Genomic DNA, 19,617 nt, shown 5'->3' on the forward strand with positions numbered 1-19,617 from the left:
GCTCACGTCATCACCGTGCCAGCACCGATCGCCAGATATCCCAACGTCACCGTCATCATGAACCACGCCGCGCCCTGCCAGATCGGCCAGGCTTGCTGCCGCTTCCAGGTCCGGTAGGTGGCGACGAACGCCCCGACCGTGCCGATGATCAACACGAGTCCCGGGCCGAGCAGAATCGAGATCTGCGAGGCCGTGTCGCAGTAGGTATGCCCCGTCCGCGCGCACGGCTCGCGCCGCCCGGCCCACACCTGGATCGCCACGAACACCAGCACGGTGACCACGAGCACGCCGATGCAGTACTCCACCGCACGCCGATACATACCCGGATCGCGCCAGTGCTTCTCGACGTCGTTACGCGCGGCTGAGTCGCCGGCTGATTCATCGGGGGAGTCTCCGCCCTCAGCCTCGTCCCCGGCATCCTGCGCCACAGTGGGCCTCCTTCGCTCCGATCAGCCGTGTCCCGCCAGTGTCCCGCACGACACCGACAAGTGACTCCCCACCGAGGCAGTGCCCCCGTCTGTGCCGAATGAGCAACGTGCCTCGCGCTCGAGCGATTGCTCTGCGTAGGCACGTTTGGACGTATGTGCTGGGGTGGTTCGGCTCGCTGGTTTCGGCAGAGGCGGTGCGCCTGGCGTTGCTCGAATGAGCAACGTACCTCGCGCTCGAGCGATTGCCCTGAGTGGGCACGTTTGGACTGTAAGTGCTGGGGCGGTTCGGCTCGCTGGTTTCGGCAGAGGCGGTGCGCCTGGCGTTGCTCGAATGAGCAACGTGCGCGATTGGCTCGGGCAGGCGCCCGCCGCGAGTATTGGGTGGTTCGGCTCGTCGGCTTCATCATTCGCAGGTAGTGGCAGGCGTCGGAACTGGCGGGCTCGAGCCGCCACGGCACTCGATCGACCGAGCAGATCATATCGGGCTGTCCGTCGCGGCCGTGCGCCGCCAGCACGCCGTATGCGGCGTCCACGATTCGCCCGCGCGGCCTTCCCGAGTCGCCCGTCCCAAGGTTCTCGCCATCGAGGATCTGGTCGAACGGCAGCTGACCGCCTGGCGGCAACGGTGGTCGCCCAGCTCTCCGACACCACAGGGCCGGTGCGCCTCGAATCCGTCGGCAATTCCGAGCAGGCGCTCGCGGTGGCGGCCGGGTGTCAGTGCGTCCTGGTCGATATCAGCCTGCCGGAGGCGGCGACGGCGAGGGGTATGCCGCGAGATCCGGACCGTGTCGCCGGAGGGGCCGTACCATCTGCCCGGCTGGTTACTCGCGGCACCGTCGCTCACTCGACGGCGGCACGCTTGCGGGTGATCCCTCCTGCAGGTGGCGGTTAGGTTGGAGCGGGGATCGGCATTCTCGCTCTGCTCGATTCCGCAGTCGGTACAGGGGCCGATACCGCCGAAACCTATACCGCCGGTGAGATCGTGCACGGTCCGAGCGCGGTATCCGCATTGAGGACGTTCCCTCCGACGGGACGGCCCAGGAGGCAGCCGGCCCAGGAGGCAGCCGGATCAGCGCGAAGAATCGCGGTCGGAGGCAGCGCAGGATTGCAGCCTGGCCGAAGCCCTCAATTACTATTCCGCGCATGTCTGTTCAGCGGCTGCACGTCGTACCCTCCCGGTTCGCGGTCGAGCATTTCGCCGAGTCCACCTTCCCCGAGGACGACGAGTGGATCGCGCTCGTTCGCGCGCCGGAGGGGCTGACCGTGGTGCGTGACGCACCGCCGTGGGCGGAGGGGGAGATCTGGATCGGTCTGTACGGTGATCCGGCCAGGCACGGGCGGAACGCCGAGATGCCCGCAGCGATCCTGGGTCCGCTGGCCGGCGCGGGCATCCCCGTGTTCGTCCTGTCCACGTACCACGCTGACCTGGTCTTGGTGCCCGAACACCGCCTGATCGATGCCAAGGCGACATTGCGCGAGGCTGGGCTGAAGGTCGACGAGTAGGTCGAGCCCTGTCTGAGCCCGGCCTATCGCTGCATTCTTCGCGATGATTCGCCGGTTTCCAGACAGCTGGGAGCGAAAAATGCAGCGCTAAGCCGGGTTGTCCGCGCAGTGTGCGGTTCGGTGTGGCGGTCGTGCTCTGACACCCGGCGGCCCGCGGCGGCACATCACCGGCCGCTGGAGCTTCGACGCGGCAAAAGGCAACGGTAGGCCGGGTTGTCCCGCGGTGGTGCGTAGTCGGCACGTGCTATTCGACGTGGGTGCGCTGACAGTTGGTCGCTGTGTCGGCCATCACTCGCCGTGCTGCCGGGGAGAACCGGCCTCCGGCTGCATTTTTCGGGCGGATTCGTCGGAAACCAGAGTCTCGGAGCGGAAAAATGCAGCGTTAGGCCGGGATACCCTGCGCATCACACAGTCGAATCCTGCCGGTGCGACGTGCGTGAATTCCGTGAAGGCGTTCGGCCGCAGCTCGCAGCAGGCCGACAGGTTCGGGATGATCGCCGGGGGACGGTGACTGTGGTCGCAGTGCAACGGAACTGCACATCGTCGCCATCCGGCCAGTGGTCGTGCCCCGGCAGCAGGACTCGGCGGGGTGCCCCGATGGTGTGGTCGCTTCAGCTCCGGCTCGGTGGCTGCACGGTATCGATGACGTCGACCTGCACCGGGACGACCCCCGTGTCGATCATGTCGATCTGCCGGGCGGCGCCCTCGATGAGATCGATGATCCGGCCATCCACGAACGGGCCCCGGTCGTTGATTCGCACCTCGACGGTCGATCCGTTGTCGCGGTTGGTGACTCGGACCATGGTGCCGAAGGGCAGGTTAGGGTGTGCGGCGGTCAGACCGGTCGGGTCGCACACCTCACCGGAGGCAGTCCGCGGCCCTTGCGTCTCGCAGGTATACCAACTCGCCAAACCGGTTTCGGTCGTATCCATTCGATCGAAGGTACCCGTATCACCCAGCATGTCGAAGCGGGCGAGCGCCGGATTCACGACTGCTGATTGATCAGATCGGCGAGACGATCGAGGTAGCCGCCGTCGATGTAGGCGGTGGTATGTTCGCCGCCGAACAAATATCCGTAGATCAGCGTTCCGGCCTCGGCGAGTTGCTCGGGGGTGTAGTCGGCGGTGGGCCACTGGCCGTCGATCAGGCTCTGCGCGAGTTCGGGAGTCCAGTCCAGCGTCGCGAAGGTGAACGGCGCGACCGCCGTTGCCAGGTCACGCAAGGGGGACTTGTCCGGGCAGCTGGTGATGCCGTCCTGCGGGTTGGCGGCGGTGAATACGGGAAGGCCTGCGGGCCAGGGAGAGTGCGCCCCGTTTATGCCGGATCCGGTCGAGTCCGAGTCGATCGATTCGCTGGGCGCGCGGTTGGGATTCGCGACGACACCGGCCCAGGCCAGCTCGCAATCCTGGTACTGCCCTTGCGCTTTCAGCTCGAGGAACCGGCTCACCAGCTCCGCGCCCAGACTGTACCCCAGCAGCCCGACCAGATTCGGGGTCGCGCGGATCGCCGCGGCCAGCAACGGCAGCCCCGTCGCGATCGACTCCTCCTCCGAGGGCCCTAGCGGATTGTCGTCACCGTTGAACGGACCGACGGACGCTGGATACGGAATTTCCTGTCCGATAACGTATTTCGAGGGATCCAGCTGTTCGGTGACATTCGACAGCATATTGCCGCCGGTGAGCGGTTCGGCCGCTCCGCGACAGGTCAGGACGGTGATCACGCTATCACCGGCTCGTCGGTCCACATGGTCTCACCATTGAGAGAGGTTCTGTACAACCCATTGTATTCGCCGTGTCGTACCACCGGGTCTCGATTCCGCGGCGAATCTCGCCGAGGCTGTGCCGAATCCGTTCCGAGGATCGCGAGCTCGAGGACTGCAGCCGGCACGGCCAGTGGTCACCATCGCCAGCCGGCTCCCCGGTCGAGATTCCCCGCGACCACCTCGTAAAATCCGCCGCTGGACGGATACGCCTGCACGAGCTGCCGATACGACGGCACCAGGCCGGCAGCACCTCTACCGGCGCGGCCACCCATCAGGTCGCATACAGATGGGCCGCACCGCGTCGAGTCAGGACGAGCAAGATCTCCAGTGTCGCGTATGCGCCTGAGTGCAGCGGGTCGCCAGCGAAAATCGGCAGGGCTATCGGCTTCGGCAGGAGCGTCTCGCTGAGTCGATCGCTCCGGCTGCCTGAGAACCAGTCGCGTGGCGACGCCGGTCGGTGAAACGACGAGGAGCCCGCCTGAGCGTGGGAGATTACTGCTGCGAAACCGATAGGGACGGAACGTGGTAGAAGTCGTAGCCAGGGAGCCTTCTTCTGGGTGCACTTTCGTCACTGTCACGTAATGGTGGTGGAGGCTCTCGCGTCGGCTGTCGGGTGCAATCCCGGAAACCCCTACCGGCAGGGTATACGTATAAATATAATGCAAATATGTTCGATCCCATCAGTCTTACCGTTGGCGCGGCACTTGTGGGCGCCGGATGGGTGGCCGGGCGCTTCGGTCGGCTCAGGACCCGGCGGACGACTGCCGAGTCCGCGCTGTGCGGGTGCGGTCACGACCTGGCGCTACATGACCGGGAGAACGGTCGCTGCCATGCCGAGATTTTCCGCAAGACCGGCCACGGTCTGCGCGAGTGGGCCGGGTGCAACTGTCGCCGGTACACCGGCCCGACGCCGTTGGAGGAGTTGTTCACCCCGACGCCGTTGCCGCCGGTACAGTAACGCGGTCTGCGTGGGGTAAGTGCCGGCGCGGCGGGTCGAGTCCGCAGGATTGTGTACGACCGGATCCCAGCGAAGTCTGGGCGTGTCGTCGCCTGGTCGGCGCGGTCTTGGCCGAGCAGCATGACGAATGGATCGAAGGCCGCCGCTACCTCGGCTCGGACGCCGCCGCTACCTCGGCTTGGACGTCCTGGCCCGCTCCGCGACCTCGCCGACCAGGAGGACACCACCTCAGCACTGACCGCCTGACCAAACAGGATCACGCGGCAATCACCCGATACGCCACCCGCTTGGACTTGACCGCGCGGCGTTCCCGCACCCTGTCGGATGGAGGCCGTGCGGATGGGCGCTGTCGGGATGGGCGCTGTGTGGATGGGCGCTGTGTGGATGAGCATGGGCAGATGTAGTCCTGGCCTGCTCTCCGTGCACAAGACGTTCGGGCACCGTGCAGGTTCGACTGCCGTGTTGTTGGACCCACAGCCGAATCGTGCAGCGTGGCAGCAAGGTCCCGGTCACCGGCGAGCTGGCTAGGGCGGCGCTGCTCGCTCGATAGCCTCCGCGGCCCAGCACCAGCTGTTCGAGGCACTCGTCACGCTCAGCGGCACCGGGTAGTCGCGGCGGCGTCGAGCAGATGGACGAACTGTCGCCGCAGGCGCCGGGGTTCGCTGGCACGCCCCCGAATTACACGGGCGCCATGGAGAAGTGGGTTTCGCTGATCTACAACGAACCCCGCGACGAGGTGGCAGCCTGACTGAACGCCCGTGGCTGGCACGCCGAGCGTGTCTACCTCGCCGACTACAGCCGACCCGCAGGGTGGACTCCAGCAAAGACTGCTCAGTCTGGTGACCGCGATGCTGGAGTGATCCACTACTTCCCGCTGGGATGACCGACGACCGACAGTGCCGTGGTCCAGTTGGCGGCGATGGCGTCCTGCGCGTCCGCCAGCGGGACCTTGCCCGAGCACACCAGGGAGTGCAGCTGATTCTCGACGGTGTCCTTCGGGTTGTTGGGGCCCGCACCGGGTTTGTGGCCGGGGGAAGGCGGTTCCACCCACAGGTTGCGCGGATCGTCCGGGTCGCCCCCGAGTTCGAGGGAGATCAGATGGTCGTACTCGGCATCGTGCAGGGATGCGGTGTAGCCGTACGACTTCGCGTTGGCGATCTTCTCTCGGTTGGTGATCGAGGCGGTCGGACGGATCGAGGAGGTGTATCCGCCGGCGCAGATGGTCTGCTTCTCGTCGGCGGAGGTGACCTTCGGGTTGGTGGCCCCCGGCGTGCAATTCGGATCGGGCAGCGGTTGCTTGTCAGCGGTGTACTGGTAATGGCAGGTGCCCGCGGCGGGTTGGGCTTGCACCGTGTAGTTGCCCGAGGGGCCGGGCCCTACCACGACGGACTCGCTCGCCGATCGCGATGCGACGGCCTGACCGGCCGATTTCACTGCGTGGGATGAGCATCCGGCGGCGAGCAGCGCCGCACAGAGCAATGGAACATACAGAGACTTCATGGACTTCCCTCTAGCCGACGAACTTTCGGCCCTCATTGTCCGGCAGGGACCGCGACACGCGGGGGATAGACACGCGACCAGTTAGCTGATCGGCGGGAATCCGGTGTTCAGCAGCGAATTCGGCCGTTGCCTGCTACGTGGAACTCAGTGCCCGAGTACCGAATTCATGATCGTTCCGGCGCTGGTGGCCACGGTGCCGCCGATCAGCGCGCCCGCGACCATCTTCGGGGATTGCAGACCGCTGCCGCTCCACTTCTCCCAGGCGAAGCGGCCGCCGGCGTAGATGATCGCGGCCGTCCCGGACAGTAGTGCGAACCAGGTCAGATAGTGCACGAGCTGCATGATCTTGTTCGCCAGGGGAGGACTCTCCGGCGTCGGATTCGTCAACTGGGCGAGGATCAGCTCGTGTACGGCGGTGATTACCATGATGCGCTCGTTCCGCGAGGTGAGTATGCGGCCATATCCATGGTAGGCCGCATAGCTGTGAGGGAACGAGGGAAGGGAAGTGGTTGTGGCCCTGCGGCGCCGACTACTCGTCGTCCAGTCCGGCGGACAAATACGCTGCGGCGGCGACCCATTGACGACATCCGAAGTGGCGGTCGTGCGTGCGCATGATCGCGCGGGCGCGGGAGTAGGTGAGATCCGGTGGATCGATGCCGCAATCGCCCGATTGCACGGTGCTGCCGGCCGGATCACCGATGCCGGAGTGCTGAATCACATGAGTCATGGACGCCTCTAGCCGTTCGCTGGGGAATTGCGGTGGCGATGCTCGGCGCGGAGGCCTGAACCATCCGGCGTTGTCCGGCCGTGTCGTCGTATTCGAGTCTATGGGGCGAGATCGTGCAAATGCAAGTACATCTGCACGGTCGGATGTACTTGTCGAGAGCCTTATTGCCCTAGGGCTGTCGCGTTTTGGACATAAAACCGACTGGCCGGTTGAAATTTACTGCGGATTCACGGCGGCTGGCGCCTTGACATATCAAGATCGAACCCTTTGCTGCCCTTACGGTTTCGATTCGTCGAGCTATCGATCTCCGGCAACCGGCGTGCTATCGTCGGAGTGTCGGTTCAAATGCAAGAACATCTGCGCGAACATCTGCAAGAACCGATGCAGCCGCATCAGGCGGTGGGTTTGTATCGTTCGAGCGAGGAGATGGAAATGATCGAGAACGCAGCAGCTGGTTTTGGTCGTACGTCCGACTTGCCATGGCGGAAGAGCACCTTCAGCAATCCGAGCGGAAACTGCGTGGAAGTGGCCCCCATGTCCAACGGCCTGGTCGCGGTCCGTAATTCCCGTGACCCGGAGGGGGCGGTACTGGTGTACACCCGTCCGGAGATCGACGCATTCCTGCGCGGAGCGAAGAGTGGGGAATTCGACGATCTCGCCGGGTGAGCGGTACCATTAGCGACAACGCGGTGTCGGTTCGCTACTGGTGGCGGGGTGCGGTGACCTCGGGCGGTGTCGTTACCCTCACTGCCGATGATCATCGAGCATCGGAGTGGATTTCATGATCGCAGAACCCGTTCGGATCGGCCGCGTGGAATCGCTTGTCGCCGAACGCGGTCCGACAGCCCTTCGGATCGCGGTCGGTGGTCAGCTCCGCAAACTTCGGGAACAGGCCAATATCACGCGCGAAAAAGCGGGTGAGGCGATCCGTGGTTCGCACGCCAAGATCAGCCGACTGGAGTTGGGGCGCACCGGTTTCAAGGAGCGGGATATCCGAGACCTGTTGACTCTCTACGGGGTCACCAAGGTCGAGGAGCGTGAGACGCTGCTGGATCTGGTTCGCAAGGCCAATCAGCCAGGGTGGTGGCATCGCTACAGCGACCTGCTACCGCCCTGGTTCGAGACCTATCTGGGCCTCGAACACGCCACGAAGTCGATCAGAACCTTCGAGGGGCAGTTGGTCCCCGGGCTCTTGCAGACCGAGGAGTACGCGCGTGCCGTCGTGACGCTCGGCCACGAGAACAAAGAGGCCGCGCGCCGCGTCGAGCTGCGTCAGAAGCGCCAGGAGATCCTCGAGCGAAACGGTGGCCCGACGCTGTGGGCGGTGATCGACGAGTCCGTGCTGCACCGGCCGATCGGCGGCCCCGGTGTGTTGCGGGACCAGTTGCTGTATCTCGCCCGCGCGGCGGCGTTGCAGAATGTGACCATTCAGATCCTGCCGTATTCCGCGGGAGGTAATGCGGCGGCGGGCAGTTCGTTCACGATGCTGCGTTTCGCCGAGCCGGAACTGCCCGATATCGTGTATCTGGAGCAATTGACCAGCGCACTGTATCTGGACCGCGAGCAGGATTTGGAAATGTACCGGCAGGTCATGGATCGCCTGAGCGTTCAAGCGGAAACGCCGGATCGTTCGCGCCGGATGCTGGAAGAAGAGGCCGAGAAGCTGCGCTGAGGGGAAGGCGCACGCTTCGGGTCGGCCTCGGGTATTGCGGAAATACTACCCGGGCGACCTGGAAACCCAAGGGGCCGAACGAATGCGGCATTCATCCAATTGGTATGGATGAATGTGGTATTCGGTCGGGTGAATGTGGTATTCGGCCAGCCCGGCGAGGCGCTGGCCCGATGCACTGAGTTCGCTGATCTGCGGCGCTCTCTGGTGTGCAGCCGTGAGAAGCAGGGGAAGGGCCGCCGACATTCACCGGCGGCCCCCTGGTCTACGCCAACTTCCTGACTACCGGCGCATGTGCGTCTGCCGAGCTACTGCTTGATGTAGGTAGAAGCAATGCGCCAAAAGGCGTCTGGCTGCAACGAGGTGAAATTCCAATCATTCACCATCGCGTGTGCGGTGGTGACGATTCGTTCCACATCGAAATCGTCGCGAGTGGCCGCCCCGGTGGACTCGACCGCGTCGATTACGAAACGTGTTGCGGTTTCCCGCGAGTAGATATTGGGCTCGGTTCGGTTTCTATCGAGAATTCCGAGCCGACCGAGATCCAATGGCTGGTTCATCCGAACGCCCCTGACGCCACGCCGCAGACTCACCGAAGGCCGAAAATGTGGTCTCGGGTTCACCCAACGGCTGTCTGGTAGTCCCCTGTACTGCCTTGCCGTTCGAGTCTAGGACCGTGTAGCGCGCATATGCAAGTACATCTGCAACATCGATTACGCACTCGCAGAGGGTATTTCGGCTGCTGAGATGTTGCTATCATAAAAATCGGCCGGGGTCTGGGGCTTTTGCTACCGCTTTGTCGGGTTGCTATCTGGACGCCGGTTCAGTCCGGCGATCCCGCCGGTTGCGTTCGCAATCTTGAAACTCTGTGGAGAGCATTGCCGGAGGGCCCGGATTACAAACCTCGTCGGTGCTGTGCCCAGCATCGCGCCGCGTCGCGCAGGCCATGTGTCCACACATTGGGGCGCCGGTGCGCGGTGTCCGCCCATTCTCCCGCCAGCGCCGCCGAGAACGCCCGGAGCCGGCTTCCGCTCGCTGTGTGCCAGGCGGGAACTCGAGCCGCCCAGTGCTCCGCCTCGGTGGGATTGCGGCCGGCGAAGATGAGCCAGACGATCCAGCACGCCGGGTCGATCCAGGCCGCGCCGCGGGTGGCCCACGGCCAATCGACCAACTGGGCCGCGCCGGTGTCGGTGATGATGACGTTGCTGTAATTCCAATCGGTGTGCAGCAGCGACGTTCCGGAGAACATGTCCTGCTCGCCCGGTGCGGCGTACCTGCCCCAACGCCGCACCGCATCGTTGAGCTCGATCTCCGGTGGGCAGCGCAGTCGTGCGAGCGAGGCCATCGCGACGGCCGTCGCCGCCAGGTCCGCATCGATCCGGTAGTCGGCGAAATCCCCTGCGATGTAGTCGAATCCGAGCAGATCCCACCCGTCCGCGGCGATCTGCCAGCGCAGCGCCGGGCCCAGGGGGCGTACGTGCGGTCCGAGGGCTGCCTCGCGGCGCTGCGTCCACACCTCCCGATCGTCCACGGGGATGCCCTTGACGAATGTGCGCCCGGCCACGGTGTCGATCACCGTGGCGAGGTGGGAGCTGAATCCGGCGTCCACGGGTTCGGCGCGCAGGACGCGTCCGGCCACGGCCTCGACCGCTGCGCGGGTGGCCTCCGGGAGTTGCTGCCAGGTGCGGCGCAGCGCCGAAGACTGCACCCGATCGACGTTCACTCTGCACATCTACCGCGAATTGCCGACGCAGGCAAGCCAACTCGAAAGGTGTGCTTGCGTCTGCGAGAGACGGATGTACGTGCAGTCGTGCGGTTGCCGGAAACAGCCTGGTGATGGGTGATGTGGTGCGGTGTGGGTGGTGCGGCGCGGGTTGTTGATGGCAGCGGTGGGACAGCACTGCCGTTATGAAAGACAGCACTGCCCGTTATCAACATGGCCCGCGCTCGGCGTGGCCGTCACGATCCGAATACGTGTGGAACACGATGCCGGTCCGGAAGATTCAGCCGCAGTAGTCTCGAAAGACCTGGTGACGCGGGTCGGCCGGACGGTCGGCCCCCACATCGGGCGACTCCGTCGTGGGGACCGACAGGAGGGCCGGCATGCGCAGTGTTGGACGAATTGTGTTGGTGTCGATCATGATCGCGTGCGGTCCGATCGGGTTTCTCGCGCAGGCACACGCGGCCCCGCCCAGAGTGCCGAATTCCCCTGTGCCGCCGCCGGTTCCGGGCCTGCCGGTGATACCGGGCCTGCCTGGTCTACCGTTCGATCTGCCCGCACCACCGCCTGTCCGGCCGGTGCGGCCGCCACTGCCGGGGACGGTGAGCTCACCCCCGCCGCCTCCCGGCACAGTCGCGCCGAGTGTTCAGCAATTGCTCGACACGGTCGTTCCAGCACCGGCGGTTCCACGCCCGGCCGATGAGATACCGCCCACCCCTGGGATATCGCCGGCCCTGGCGCGGCTGCAGCAGGCGGTGATGCCCGAAGACGTCGGGGATCCGATGTTCGATCAGTGGCCCGCCGATCTGGCCGGGCGCGTGCCGGGCGATGTCATCCAGACCCGCGATGTGACCGCGACCGCCGCTCCCATAGTGCTGGCGCCGGTGCGGCGGGTCGTGCTGCTGAAGTTCCGGAGCACCGATGCCGTCGGCGCACCCTCGTTCGCCACCGCCACGTTCGTGATTCCAGCGGCCGCCTGGACGGGCGCGGGACAGCGCCCGGTGGTGGTGAACAACCTGCCGATCGACGCACTGGCACGTCGCTGCACCGCGGGCTACACGATGGCGCACGGATTCTCCGGCACCTCCAGCGTCACCGATCTGGTACCGCCCACCACGGAGCTGGCGGTGGCGCGCGGGTACGCGGTGCTCATCCCGGACCACGAGGGTCCGCGCATGGCCTATGCCGAACCGTATGTCGCCGGGCACGCGGTGCTGGATTCGATTCGCGCGGTTCGGCGGCTGCTGCCGGGGGAGTTCGGGGACAGTCGCTTCGCCATGCACGGATATTCCGGCGGTGCGATCGCCACCCGGGGTGCGGTCGGGCTGATCGACAGCTACGCACCGGAATTGGCCCGGGTGATCGTCGGGGCGGCGCTGGGCGGGGTGCCCGCGGACTATCGGATCCTGTCGCACAGTATGGACGCGAACCTGGCCTCGGGCTTCTTGATGGCCGCGGCGTTCGGCATCGCGCGGGAACGGCCGGAGTTGCTGGCGCAGATGAACAACCTCGCGCGCTGGGCCGCGATCTCGCCGATCAAGGACAGTTGCGACACCGTGTTCGCGCTGGCCGGCGCGGGCATGCTGCCGATCGAGATCGCCGCGCGCACTCCTGACGTACTGCACGGTCCGCTGGCTGAGCGGATCTTCGCGATCACCCGCATGGACGGGATGAAATCGCCTGCGCCGCTGTATGTGTACAACGGTGCGCAGGACTTCTGGATCCCGGCCCAGGGGCCTCGCGAGTATTACGCACGGCAGTGTGCGCTCGGCGCGCGGGCGGTGTACCGCGACGTGGTGGGCGAGCACATCATCGGCATGGCGGCCGGATATCCCGGGGCGGCCATCTGGGTGGATCAACGGCTGCAGGGTATTCCGGCGCCGAACGAGTGCTGACCATCCTCACTCCGGACACGAGTATAGCGGAGCCGCTGCACAATTCGTGTGATGAAATTGCGTTCGTGCAGTGCGGATTCGGCCGGTTTTGTATCCGGAACCTAGGGCTCCCGGGCTGTAGTCGTGAGTTGTCCCCGAAATTCCGCCGTGTTGTAGCCGTGTCGGTTCCGTAGCCGTATCGTGATATGTGTGGCGCCGGTGTTATTGCGCGGTCGGTGCCGCACCGGTGTCGGCGTCGCATCCTTCAGGAAGGAGGCAGTTCCTTCGGCCGCCACACCAGCCACCGCCGGGCAGTGCCCCGAAATCATTGGCCTGGCAAACGCACTCCCGCACCTGGCTGCCGGACTTCCAACCCCTCCCTTCGCCCGGTGTGCGTGCGTCGTGGTGCATTACCCCCCGGGCGCAAACCCTCACCCCAGCGTCCGGAGGGGCTCCGCGCAACGCTCATGCGCCCGATGCCGTCGTCGTCATCGGGGGACGCCTTACCCGTACCGTGCTCCGACCGCGGTGCACCCGAAAACGGTGCTGTCACAGCGCCGTTTTCGGTGAGTGGAAGTCCTCGCCCGTCCGGGACCGTCGGTCGTACCGTCCTCGTCGGCCGGACGGGAGTCGTGGCCCGAATGTGGGTACCCCGGCTCGAGAGGCGAAGAAAGGAGGGCTGTTCGTGGTGACTGCTGCCATGACAGACCGGCATCTGTTGCAAGAGTTGGAACCCACCGCGACGACCCTGGACCTGGTCCCCGACGACGCGCTGTGCGCCATCGCCGATGTCGTGATCCGGTTCCAGATGCCCGGCCTGACCCAGCCCAACTTCCGGCGCCACGCGGTACTGCCGGTCACCCACGGAATCTACGATCCGCGCCGGCGTCTGGACGTGGTGCTGCGTCCGGTCCTGCGCAACCGGCGCGTCTTCGACCGCGCCGATCTCGCCGACCGTGCCGATCTCGCCGACCGTGCCGATCTCGCCGACCCTGCCGATCTCCCCGACCGTGCCGATCTCACCGGTCCGGGGGAGCGAGCCCGTAACGAATTGCCGCGGTACCTGCAGACTTTGGCGGTCGAGGTCGAACGCTTCGAACAGCAGCGCGATCGACTCCGGGCACAGCGACAGGAAGCCGCCGCAGGGGCGACGGCCACTCCCGACGACGATCGCGCCGTGCCGTGACACCGCCCCCGACCACGATGGTGAGCCCGTCCGGGGGCCTGGCGTGGAATTCGACCGGTGGTGTGGCATGGAGTGCCCCCGGTGGTGTGGCGTGGAGTTCGACCGGCGGCTTCGCCTGGAGTTCATCGGGCCGGGTGGCGTGGAATTCGACGGATGTGCCGGGGAATTCCGCGGATTCACCCGAACCCACGACGTGGAGTTCGCCCAGCGTTCGGGCCGCTGATTCGCCGGGCGGTACCGGTGCGGGGTTGCTGCGTAATGCGGTAGCGGACACGCCCGGTGACCCGGCGTCGGGTTCGTCTCCGGCCCGTAATGCTTCCGGTGGTGTGCTGCCGAATTCCTCCGATCGCACCGCATCTCATTCATCTGGACGCATACCTGGCAAACATCGTGCGGCGCCGCGGCGCTCACTGCGCGGTGTGGCCTCACGCTCGTCGCTCGGTGTGTTCGCCGCGTTCGCCGTGGCCTCGACGTCGGTGCTGGCCGCACCCGTGTCGGCTGCCCCGGTGCACGCCGAGCCGCCGGCGGTGAACCCCGACACGGCCCGGAGTCACCTGGTGCGCGTGGAACCCCGCGGGCCGCACTGGGAGCGGCTGTATGTCGAATCGGGGTCGATGCGGCGGGTGATCGCGGTGGACGTGCTGCACGGCGGCGGGCCGGGGCCGCGTCCGACGTTGTATCTGCTCGACGGCGTCGACGGCGCGCCGACCTCGGACTGGCTGACCAAGGGCGGTGCGGCGCAGTTCTTCTCGAACAAGCCGGTGGATGTGGTGCTGCCCGGCGACGGCGTGGGCAGCATGTACAGCGACTGGGACCATTACGACAACGCCCTGGGGATGAACCGCTGGGAGACCTTCCTGATCAATGAGCTGCCCCCGATCGTCGAGGGTTACCTGCACTCCGACGGCCGCCGCGCGATCGCGGGTGTGTCGATGGGCGCGCAGGGCGCGATGATGCTGGCACAGCGGCATCCCGGTTTCTTCCGCGCCGTCGCCGGGATGAGCGGGTGCTATTCCACCGCGGACGATGTCGGGCAGGCCGTCACCGCCCTGACCGTCGCTTCGCGCGGCGGCAATCCGGAAAATCTCTGGGGCCCACCGGGTTCCCGGCAGTGGCGGGCCCACGACAGCTACCTCGGCGCGGAATCGTTGCGCGGCACCGCGATCTACCTCTCGGCGGCCACCGGCGTGCCCAGCGTGCAGGATCTGCTGGCGGCCGCCGCGGCGCCCGATATGTCCGCCGCGCTGCAACGGGCGGGCGGCGGCTCTGCCCTGGAGGCGGGCGCACTGACGTGCACCGACCGCTTCGCCCACCGCCTGGCGCAGCTGAACATCCCGGCCACCGTCGAATACCGCCCAGCGGGCACACACTCCTGGTCGGATTTCGCCGATGCGCTGCCGCCGGCCTGGAATGCCATCGCACGGGCCTTCCACGGTGAGGCGGCCAAGCTCGATCCGGAATCGGCTCTGTCCTGAGCCGGAACGCAGTTGGTCACACTCCGCGAGATTCACGTCCGTGCTGAGGTGCGGCCGGGACAACGCGGTGTAGTCATCGCGCGTTCTTCTGTGTCTTCGAGCTACTTTGTGATTGTATCGTGATTGGCCGAGTGGGTGCTCGCGCCTGGCGAATTGAGGGCGAACGAGTGGCCGCGCACAAATTCCACCCCCCGGCGATTGTGTCGCGGACGAGCGAGTTCGCGCGTGCCTCGGATTGTGTCAACTCACCGGAGCCGGCCAGAGCGCTCGTGAGATTTCGAAGAGCTTACCCGGATCATATCTGCCGCGCCGCGTCCACCCTTAGCGTGATCCGCGATCTGGATCCGACATCTCCTCCAGGACAACACATTCGAGCATATAGAAGTCGAGAACCGTCGCGATCACCGCGCGGTTCCGCAGGAAGGTCTGGCATGGGACGAACAATCCGCCGTCGGTCGCGTGCGGCCATGGTCGTCATGGGGGTCGCGATGCTGCTCGTCGGTCTCGGCGGGGTCGGGGCGAACGCCGAGCCGGCCGCGCCGCCCCGGCATCCCGCCCCGGCGGCGCCGCCGACCGAGCAGCAACTCGCCGACTACATCGCGGCGGGCCTGAAAAACAAGTCCGCCAAGCCGATCGTGGAGCGCCCGATCGCCGACAGCGGCAGTTCGGGTTCCGCGTGCACCTCGGGCAGCGGTGCGGGCTCGGGCAACGGATCCGGTGACTGCTACGGCGGATCCGGATCGAGTTCGGGTCTGCAGGGCGGCGCGTCCACGGACACCCTCGGTTACGGTCCGGCGCAGACGGCCTTCCTCGCGGCGTTCGGCTATTCGCTGTTCCATCCGGACGCCGCGCCGCCGGGAACCAACGACTGGAACTGCAAGCCGACCGCGCAGCATCCCGAACCGATCGTGTTGGTCCACGGCACGTGGGAGAACGCCTACGACAACTTCGCCTACATCAGCCAGCCGATAAAGAACGCGGGCTACTGCGTCTTCACGTTCAACTACGGCCGGTCCAACCTGCTCGAGGGCGGCGGGCTCGGTTCGGTGCTGCCGGGTGCGAACGGGACCGAGAACATGCCGGACTCCGCGGAGCAGTTGGGGCAGTTCGTGGACCGGGTGCTGGCCGCGACCGGTGCGCAGAAGGTGAATATCGTCGGGCATTCGCAGGGTGGGCCGACGTCCCGCTGGTACCTGAAGTTCGACGGGGGCGCGTCCAAGGTCGACCACGAGATGACCTTCGGCGGCACCAACCACGGGACCACGCTGATCGGGATCGGCGCACTGGGCCGGGCGATCAACAACTTCGGCATCGACGTGCTCGGCCCGATCGAGATCTTCGTGGGCCATTCCGGAATCGAGCAGACGGTGGGTTCGGATGTCATGAATCGGCTCAACGCCGGGGGAGATACGGTGCCGGGCGTGAACTACACGGTCGTGGGAACCCGCTACGACGAGATCACCACGCCGTACGATTCGACCTTCCTGCGGCCGGGGCCGGGTGCGACCGTGCGCAACATCACCCTGCAGGACGGATGTGAGCAGGATCTGTCCGATCACCTGACGCTGATGTATTCCCCGCGGGTGCTCTCGATCATCCTGAACACACTCGACCCGACCCAGCCTGTTCGCTGCACGTTCAACCCCTGGTTGCTGGGCGGCGGCGGCAAGCTGTGAGAGATACCGACCGACACGCCGGGAGCCATCGCTCCAGCACTCGGCCTTTCGTCGCACACGGGCATCCCGGGTGTCGCGTCGTAGACTCTGTTCCGTACACCTGGATACCGCTGTTCTCCTGCGGTAGTAGCTGAACCAAACACACTACGGACAAGGTGGTCGGAAGCGATGCGGATGGTGGGTGACGAGGTGAGCCGGGGTGGTTCGGCGGGCATTACTCGAGGGGGCCGAGGCGCCCGATGACCGCCGGATCCGTGACCGACGCCCCGACGGACCGTGAGGTCCCTCGTCCCCCCCTCGAAAAATTCGGCTTCTCCGAGTTCAAGCGCACCGTGACCATCGGCTCGGTGCTCGGCGGACACGTGACGGGCCGGGTGCTGCGCGGCGGTCTGCGCCGGGCCGCGCGCCGCCGCGCGATGGCCCGGGGCACCGTCGACGGCTTCGAGGTGCTCGGCCCGATGTTCGTCAAACTCGGCCAGTTGATCGCCTCCTCGCCCAACGCGTTTCCGGCCGAACTCGCCGACGAGTGCCTGCGCTGCCTCGACGACGTGCCACCGTTTCCGGCCGTGGACGCGCGCAGGATCATCGAGGCCGATCTGGGCCGCCCGATCGACGAGCTGTTCCTCGAATTCGACGACACCCCACTGTCGGCGGCCTCGGTGGCCCAGGTGCACGGCTGCGTGCTGGCCGACGGCCGTCCCGCGGTGGTAAAGGTGCAGCGGCCCGATATCGCGCGGCGGATGATGGTGGACCTGCGCGCGGCGTACCGGCTGGCCGGCCTGATGCAGCGGCGTTCGGAGAACGCGCGTGTGGCCAACGCCGAGGGCGTGGTTCGCGACCTGTACGAGACCACCGTGGCCGAACTGGATTTCCGCAACGAGGCAGACAATCAGACCCGCGCCCGGGCCAATCTGCGCGCCTTCGGTGACAATGCCGGTGTCGTTGTGCCAGAGGTGTTCTGGGAATATTCCGGCCCCCGGGTGCTGTGCATGGAGCGGATGAGCGGGCTGCCGCTGGATCGCTTCGACGATATCCGCGCCGTCCATCCGGATCCGGAGCTGCTGATCCGCAGTCTGGTCAAGGCGTGGCTGGAAAGCGTTGTGGTGCACGGACTTTTCCACGGTGATGTGCACGCGGGCAATCTGTGGCTGCTGGACGACGGCCGCGCCGCGATGCTCGATTTCGGCATCGTCGGCAAGATGAGCGAGCCGTGGCGCGATTTCGTGCGCGCGCTGTTCCACGCCAGTGCCATCGATGGCGACTTCCGGCCTGTCGCACGGGCTTTGCGGGAACTGGACCTGGTGGAGGGCGACGCCGGTGACGACGCCACCATCGGCCGCCAGCTCGCCACCGCGCTGGCCCCGGTGCTCTCGGGCAAGCTCGCACAGCTGGATATGGGGAAGGTGGCCGCGCGGCTGGTCGAATTCGGCAAGCGGCGCGGAGCATTCGGGCCCGAACAGCTGATCCTGATGGGCAAGCAGCTCGGCTACTTCGAGCGCTACGCCGTGGCATTGGCTCCGGGGTGGCGTCTGGGGCAGGATTTATATCTGTTCCGGAATATCTTCCCGGACGAGGTCGCGGCCAAGGCGGCCGCGGAAGGCATCGAACTACCCACGGACTGAATGGCTTTCGGCCATGGCCGTCGCGCTGTGGCTGTGCGTCGGGACCTGTGGCCGCTCGCACGCCGCCGTCGAAAAGGATGATCGAGACAAAAGCGGCCGTGTGGCGGCGAACTGTGTGCATCCGGTCGTGCAAGTGGGCCCGGTGGGTTAACGTGCCTGTACCGGATCTGCTCGGCTCTTTTCGCATCGGCGCGGTGGGCGAGCGTATGACGATCTATGGGTGCTCGGCGCGTCGTGGCAGGGTATCAGCACAGTCGATGGCTGGGAGGACGCGATGGACGACTCAACCTCCGTGGAGGGCTCGGCCGCGATGGACGATTCGGCCGCGATGGATGGCTCGGATACGTACCGCTGGGAGATCATTTACACCGGATTCGACGACAGCACCCGGGTGGACGTCGGTGACGGGCGATTCGGCTCGCCCGAGGAGATCACCGGGCGGGTGTGCCGCAACTACGTCGAGGTCGGCACCGCGGTGTTCGACACCCTGTGTGAGGACATCACCGATCAGCACTATCACGATGTGCTCGACGCCCGGGTGGAGGATTCGGCCGAGCCCGAGCGGCCGACGCGGGCGGTGTCCGCGACGGTATTCGATCATCAGGGTGCCCGAAAGGTAAGTTTCGCAGCGGAATTGGTCTATCGCGAGATATCCGAGAACGATGTGCGCGGGTATCGCGCGGAGCTGGCCGAGTGGGAGCACAAGGAGGAGTTGCGGCGTGCCAGGCGTGCCAAGGCGGCCGCCGCCGCGGGCCGCCCGACGCCGCAGGCGCTGAATCCCGCGCTGCGCGGCCTGGTCAGCACGCTGCGGATCGAGGCCGACACAGTGCGCGAGGAGATCTTCACTCCCGATCACTGCCGCGAGCAACTGGCCCTGGCGGAGAACACCGTCGCCGCCGCGTTGGCCGCGAAGACCGCGGCGGAGAAGGGCGGAAACGTGACCGAGGCCGCCCACGCCCACGCCTACATCCAGCGGTGGCAGCCCCGGGTCATGCGCTGGGCCAGCATGCTGGAGCTGACGACCGAGGCATACATGGATGCCGCCGCGGTCGACGCCGAGGCCGAGCGCATCGCGAACATCCCGGAGACCGAGCCGCCGCCGAACGGGACGATCTAGCGCCACGGCATGCCGGAGCGACTGAGATCCACCGCCCCGGGTCCCCGGTTGGCAGCAGGTGACGACCCGCTCGGGTAATTCGGGACGGCGACAGAGCGACACTTGGGATCTGCCGGTCCCGTCGAGGTGACGGCTTGTGCAAGTAACCAGGGGTGCCGGCTGAGCGGGGCTGGGGTCTGCCGGTCACCGCAAGGAAGAACTTGCGCGAGCGGCTCGGGGTGTCGGCCGGGCGAGGTTGGATCTGCCGGGCCCGTCGAGGTGGGAGTAGCTCGGGGTGTTGGCTGGCGAGCCTGGGTCTGCCGGTCAGGCCAGGGGAGGACGTGCGCTGTATCTTATACACATCTGACGCTGCCGACGACGGAGAGAGTGTAGATCTTGGTGTTAGACGTATAGGAAAAAA

18 protein-coding genes and 1 pseudogene are annotated in these 19,617 nt (G+C 66.2%); 11 read left to right on the forward strand and 8 right to left on the reverse strand.

Translation table 11 applies throughout. The annotated features are described in order from the left end of the window. Positions 1-2: 2 nt before the first annotated feature. On the reverse strand, positions 3-428 hold the full coding sequence (locus JZ791_RS30040) for a hypothetical protein (RefSeq protein WP_216898871.1): 426 nt from the start codon (positions 426-428) through the stop codon (positions 3-5). A gap of 1,143 nt (positions 429-1,571) precedes the next feature. On the opposite strand from JZ791_RS30040, the gene JZ791_RS30045 reads away from it, so the two are divergent. Next, positions 1,572-1,931 (forward strand): ACT domain-containing protein, encoded by a 360-nt coding sequence (locus JZ791_RS30045; protein ID WP_216898873.1) that lies wholly within the window; start codon positions 1,572-1,574, stop codon positions 1,929-1,931. A gap of 611 nt (positions 1,932-2,542) precedes the next feature. On the opposite strand, the gene JZ791_RS30050 is transcribed toward JZ791_RS30045, so the two are convergent. Continuing rightward, positions 2,543-2,863, reverse strand: coding sequence for a septal ring lytic transglycosylase RlpA family protein (locus JZ791_RS30050; protein WP_216898878.1), 321 nt, complete (start codon positions 2,861-2,863; stop codon positions 2,543-2,545). Positions 2,864-2,916: 53 nt separating this feature from the next. Further along, a complete protein-coding gene (locus tag JZ791_RS30055) occupies positions 2,917-3,675 on the reverse strand; it encodes an alpha/beta hydrolase family protein (RefSeq protein WP_308163153.1) in 759 nt (252 codons plus the stop codon). A 685-nt stretch (positions 3,676-4,360) separates the two neighbouring features. On the opposite strand from JZ791_RS30055, the gene JZ791_RS30060 reads away from it, so the two are divergent. Continuing rightward, positions 4,361-4,651, forward strand: coding sequence for a hypothetical protein (locus JZ791_RS30060; RefSeq protein ID WP_216898880.1), 291 nt, complete (start codon positions 4,361-4,363; stop codon positions 4,649-4,651). Positions 4,652-4,740: 89 nt separating this feature from the next. Continuing rightward, positions 4,741-4,897: pseudogene (locus JZ791_RS45370) on the forward strand (IS256 family transposase); the annotation flags it as partial. A gap of 618 nt (positions 4,898-5,515) precedes the next feature. Here JZ791_RS45370 and JZ791_RS30065 read toward each other — a convergent pair. From JZ791_RS30065 to JZ791_RS30075, 3 genes are all read right to left on the reverse strand, one after another. After that, entirely contained in the window at positions 5,516-6,151 is a 636-nt protein-coding gene (locus JZ791_RS30065) for a hypothetical protein (protein WP_216898882.1), read from the reverse strand. 144 nt (positions 6,152-6,295) lie between these two features. Continuing rightward, a complete protein-coding gene (locus JZ791_RS30070) occupies positions 6,296-6,577 on the reverse strand; it encodes a hypothetical protein (RefSeq protein ID WP_216898883.1) in 282 nt (93 codons plus the stop codon). 103 nt (positions 6,578-6,680) lie between these two features. Continuing rightward, the gene (locus tag JZ791_RS30075) at positions 6,681-6,878 is read right to left on the reverse strand and encodes a hypothetical protein (protein WP_216898884.1); all 198 of its coding nucleotides are present in this window, start codon (positions 6,876-6,878) and stop codon (positions 6,681-6,683) included. Positions 6,879-7,223: 345 nt separating this feature from the next. Here JZ791_RS30075 and JZ791_RS30080 point away from each other — a divergent pair, with 345 nt between their 5' ends. Both JZ791_RS30080 and JZ791_RS30085 read left to right on the forward strand, forming a co-directional pair. Then, positions 7,224-7,544: a DUF397 domain-containing protein gene (locus JZ791_RS30080; protein WP_438804570.1), complete on the forward strand. Its 321-nt coding sequence runs from the start codon at positions 7,224-7,226 to the stop codon at positions 7,542-7,544. A 115-nt stretch (positions 7,545-7,659) separates the two neighbouring features. Beyond that, positions 7,660-8,550, forward strand: a complete 891-nt coding sequence (locus JZ791_RS30085; protein ID WP_216898885.1) for a Sco1979 family transcriptional regulator — start codon at positions 7,660-7,662, stop codon at positions 8,548-8,550. Between the two features lie 305 nt (positions 8,551-8,855). Here JZ791_RS30085 and JZ791_RS30090 read toward each other — a convergent pair whose 3' ends face one another. Then, entirely contained in the window at positions 8,856-9,107 is a 252-nt protein-coding gene (locus tag JZ791_RS30090) for a hypothetical protein (RefSeq protein WP_216898886.1), read from the reverse strand. Positions 9,108-9,442: 335 nt separating this feature from the next. Next, a complete protein-coding gene (locus tag JZ791_RS30095) occupies positions 9,443-10,270 on the reverse strand; it encodes a hypothetical protein (RefSeq protein WP_216898887.1) in 828 nt (275 codons plus the stop codon). 380 nt (positions 10,271-10,650) lie between these two features. Between JZ791_RS30095 and JZ791_RS30100 the strand changes: the two genes are divergently transcribed. The 6 genes from JZ791_RS30100 (at position 10,651) to JZ791_RS30125 (ending at position 19,217) form a co-directional block, all read left to right on the forward strand. Next, on the forward strand, positions 10,651-12,162 hold the full coding sequence (locus JZ791_RS30100) for a lipase family protein (RefSeq protein WP_254206587.1): 1,512 nt from the start codon (positions 10,651-10,653) through the stop codon (positions 12,160-12,162). Positions 12,163-12,826: 664 nt separating this feature from the next. Further along, positions 12,827-13,327 carry a ferritin family protein gene (locus JZ791_RS30105; RefSeq protein WP_216898888.1) on the forward strand — a complete coding sequence of 167 codons (501 nt, stop codon included), beginning with the start codon at positions 12,827-12,829 and terminating at the stop codon, positions 13,325-13,327. After that, on the forward strand, positions 13,324-14,802 hold the full coding sequence (locus JZ791_RS46620) for an alpha/beta hydrolase (RefSeq protein WP_308163154.1): 1,479 nt from the start codon (positions 13,324-13,326) through the stop codon (positions 14,800-14,802). Before JZ791_RS30105 ends, JZ791_RS46620 begins: the two co-directional genes overlap by 4 nt. 431 nt (positions 14,803-15,233) lie before the next feature. Then, positions 15,234-16,478, forward strand: coding sequence for an esterase/lipase family protein (locus JZ791_RS30115; protein ID WP_216898889.1), 1,245 nt, complete (start codon positions 15,234-15,236; stop codon positions 16,476-16,478). A gap of 239 nt (positions 16,479-16,717) precedes the next feature. Next, positions 16,718-18,100 (forward strand): ABC1 kinase family protein, encoded by a 1,383-nt coding sequence (locus JZ791_RS30120; protein WP_216898890.1) that lies wholly within the window; start codon positions 16,718-16,720, stop codon positions 18,098-18,100. A 274-nt stretch (positions 18,101-18,374) separates the two neighbouring features. Then, complete coding sequence (locus tag JZ791_RS30125; protein ID WP_216898891.1) at positions 18,375-19,217, forward strand: hypothetical protein; 843 nt, start codon at positions 18,375-18,377, stop codon at positions 19,215-19,217. The last annotated feature ends 400 nt before the right edge of the window (positions 19,218-19,617 follow it).

Source organism: Nocardia alni (assembly GCF_019038435.1).
GTDB lineage: Bacteria > Actinomycetota > Actinomycetes > Mycobacteriales > Mycobacteriaceae > Nocardia > Nocardia alni.

Bases quoted from the DNA above. Each gene is read 5' to 3' on its own strand.
- JZ791_RS30075 (WP_216898884.1), bottom strand. From the start codon at position 6,878: ATGACTCATGTGATTCAGCACTCCGGCATCGGTGATCCGGCCGGCAGC.
- JZ791_RS30100 (WP_254206587.1), top strand. From the start codon at position 10,651: ATGCGCAGTGTTGGACGAATTGTGTTGGTGTCGATCATGATCGCGTGC.
- JZ791_RS30050 (WP_216898878.1), bottom strand. From the start codon at position 2,863: ATGGATACGACCGAAACCGGTTTGGCGAGTTGGTATACCTGCGAGACG.
- JZ791_RS30120 (WP_216898890.1), top strand. From the start codon at position 16,718: ATGACCGCCGGATCCGTGACCGACGCCCCGACGGACCGTGAGGTCCCT.
- JZ791_RS30115 (WP_216898889.1), top strand. From the start codon at position 15,234: ATGGGACGAACAATCCGCCGTCGGTCGCGTGCGGCCATGGTCGTCATG.
- JZ791_RS30085 (WP_216898885.1), top strand. From the start codon at position 7,660: ATGATCGCAGAACCCGTTCGGATCGGCCGCGTGGAATCGCTTGTCGCC.
- JZ791_RS30080 (WP_438804570.1), top strand. From the start codon at position 7,224: ATGCAAGAACATCTGCGCGAACATCTGCAAGAACCGATGCAGCCGCAT.
- JZ791_RS30090 (WP_216898886.1), bottom strand. From the start codon at position 9,107: ATGAACCAGCCATTGGATCTCGGTCGGCTCGGAATTCTCGATAGAAAC.
- JZ791_RS30045 (WP_216898873.1), top strand. From the start codon at position 1,572: ATGTCTGTTCAGCGGCTGCACGTCGTACCCTCCCGGTTCGCGGTCGAG.
- JZ791_RS30070 (WP_216898883.1), bottom strand. From the start codon at position 6,577: ATGGTAATCACCGCCGTACACGAGCTGATCCTCGCCCAGTTGACGAAT.
- JZ791_RS30060 (WP_216898880.1), top strand. From the start codon at position 4,361: ATGTTCGATCCCATCAGTCTTACCGTTGGCGCGGCACTTGTGGGCGCC.
- JZ791_RS30125 (WP_216898891.1), top strand. From the start codon at position 18,375: ATGGACGACTCAACCTCCGTGGAGGGCTCGGCCGCGATGGACGATTCG.
- JZ791_RS30065 (WP_216898882.1), bottom strand. From the start codon at position 6,151: ATGAAGTCTCTGTATGTTCCATTGCTCTGTGCGGCGCTGCTCGCCGCC.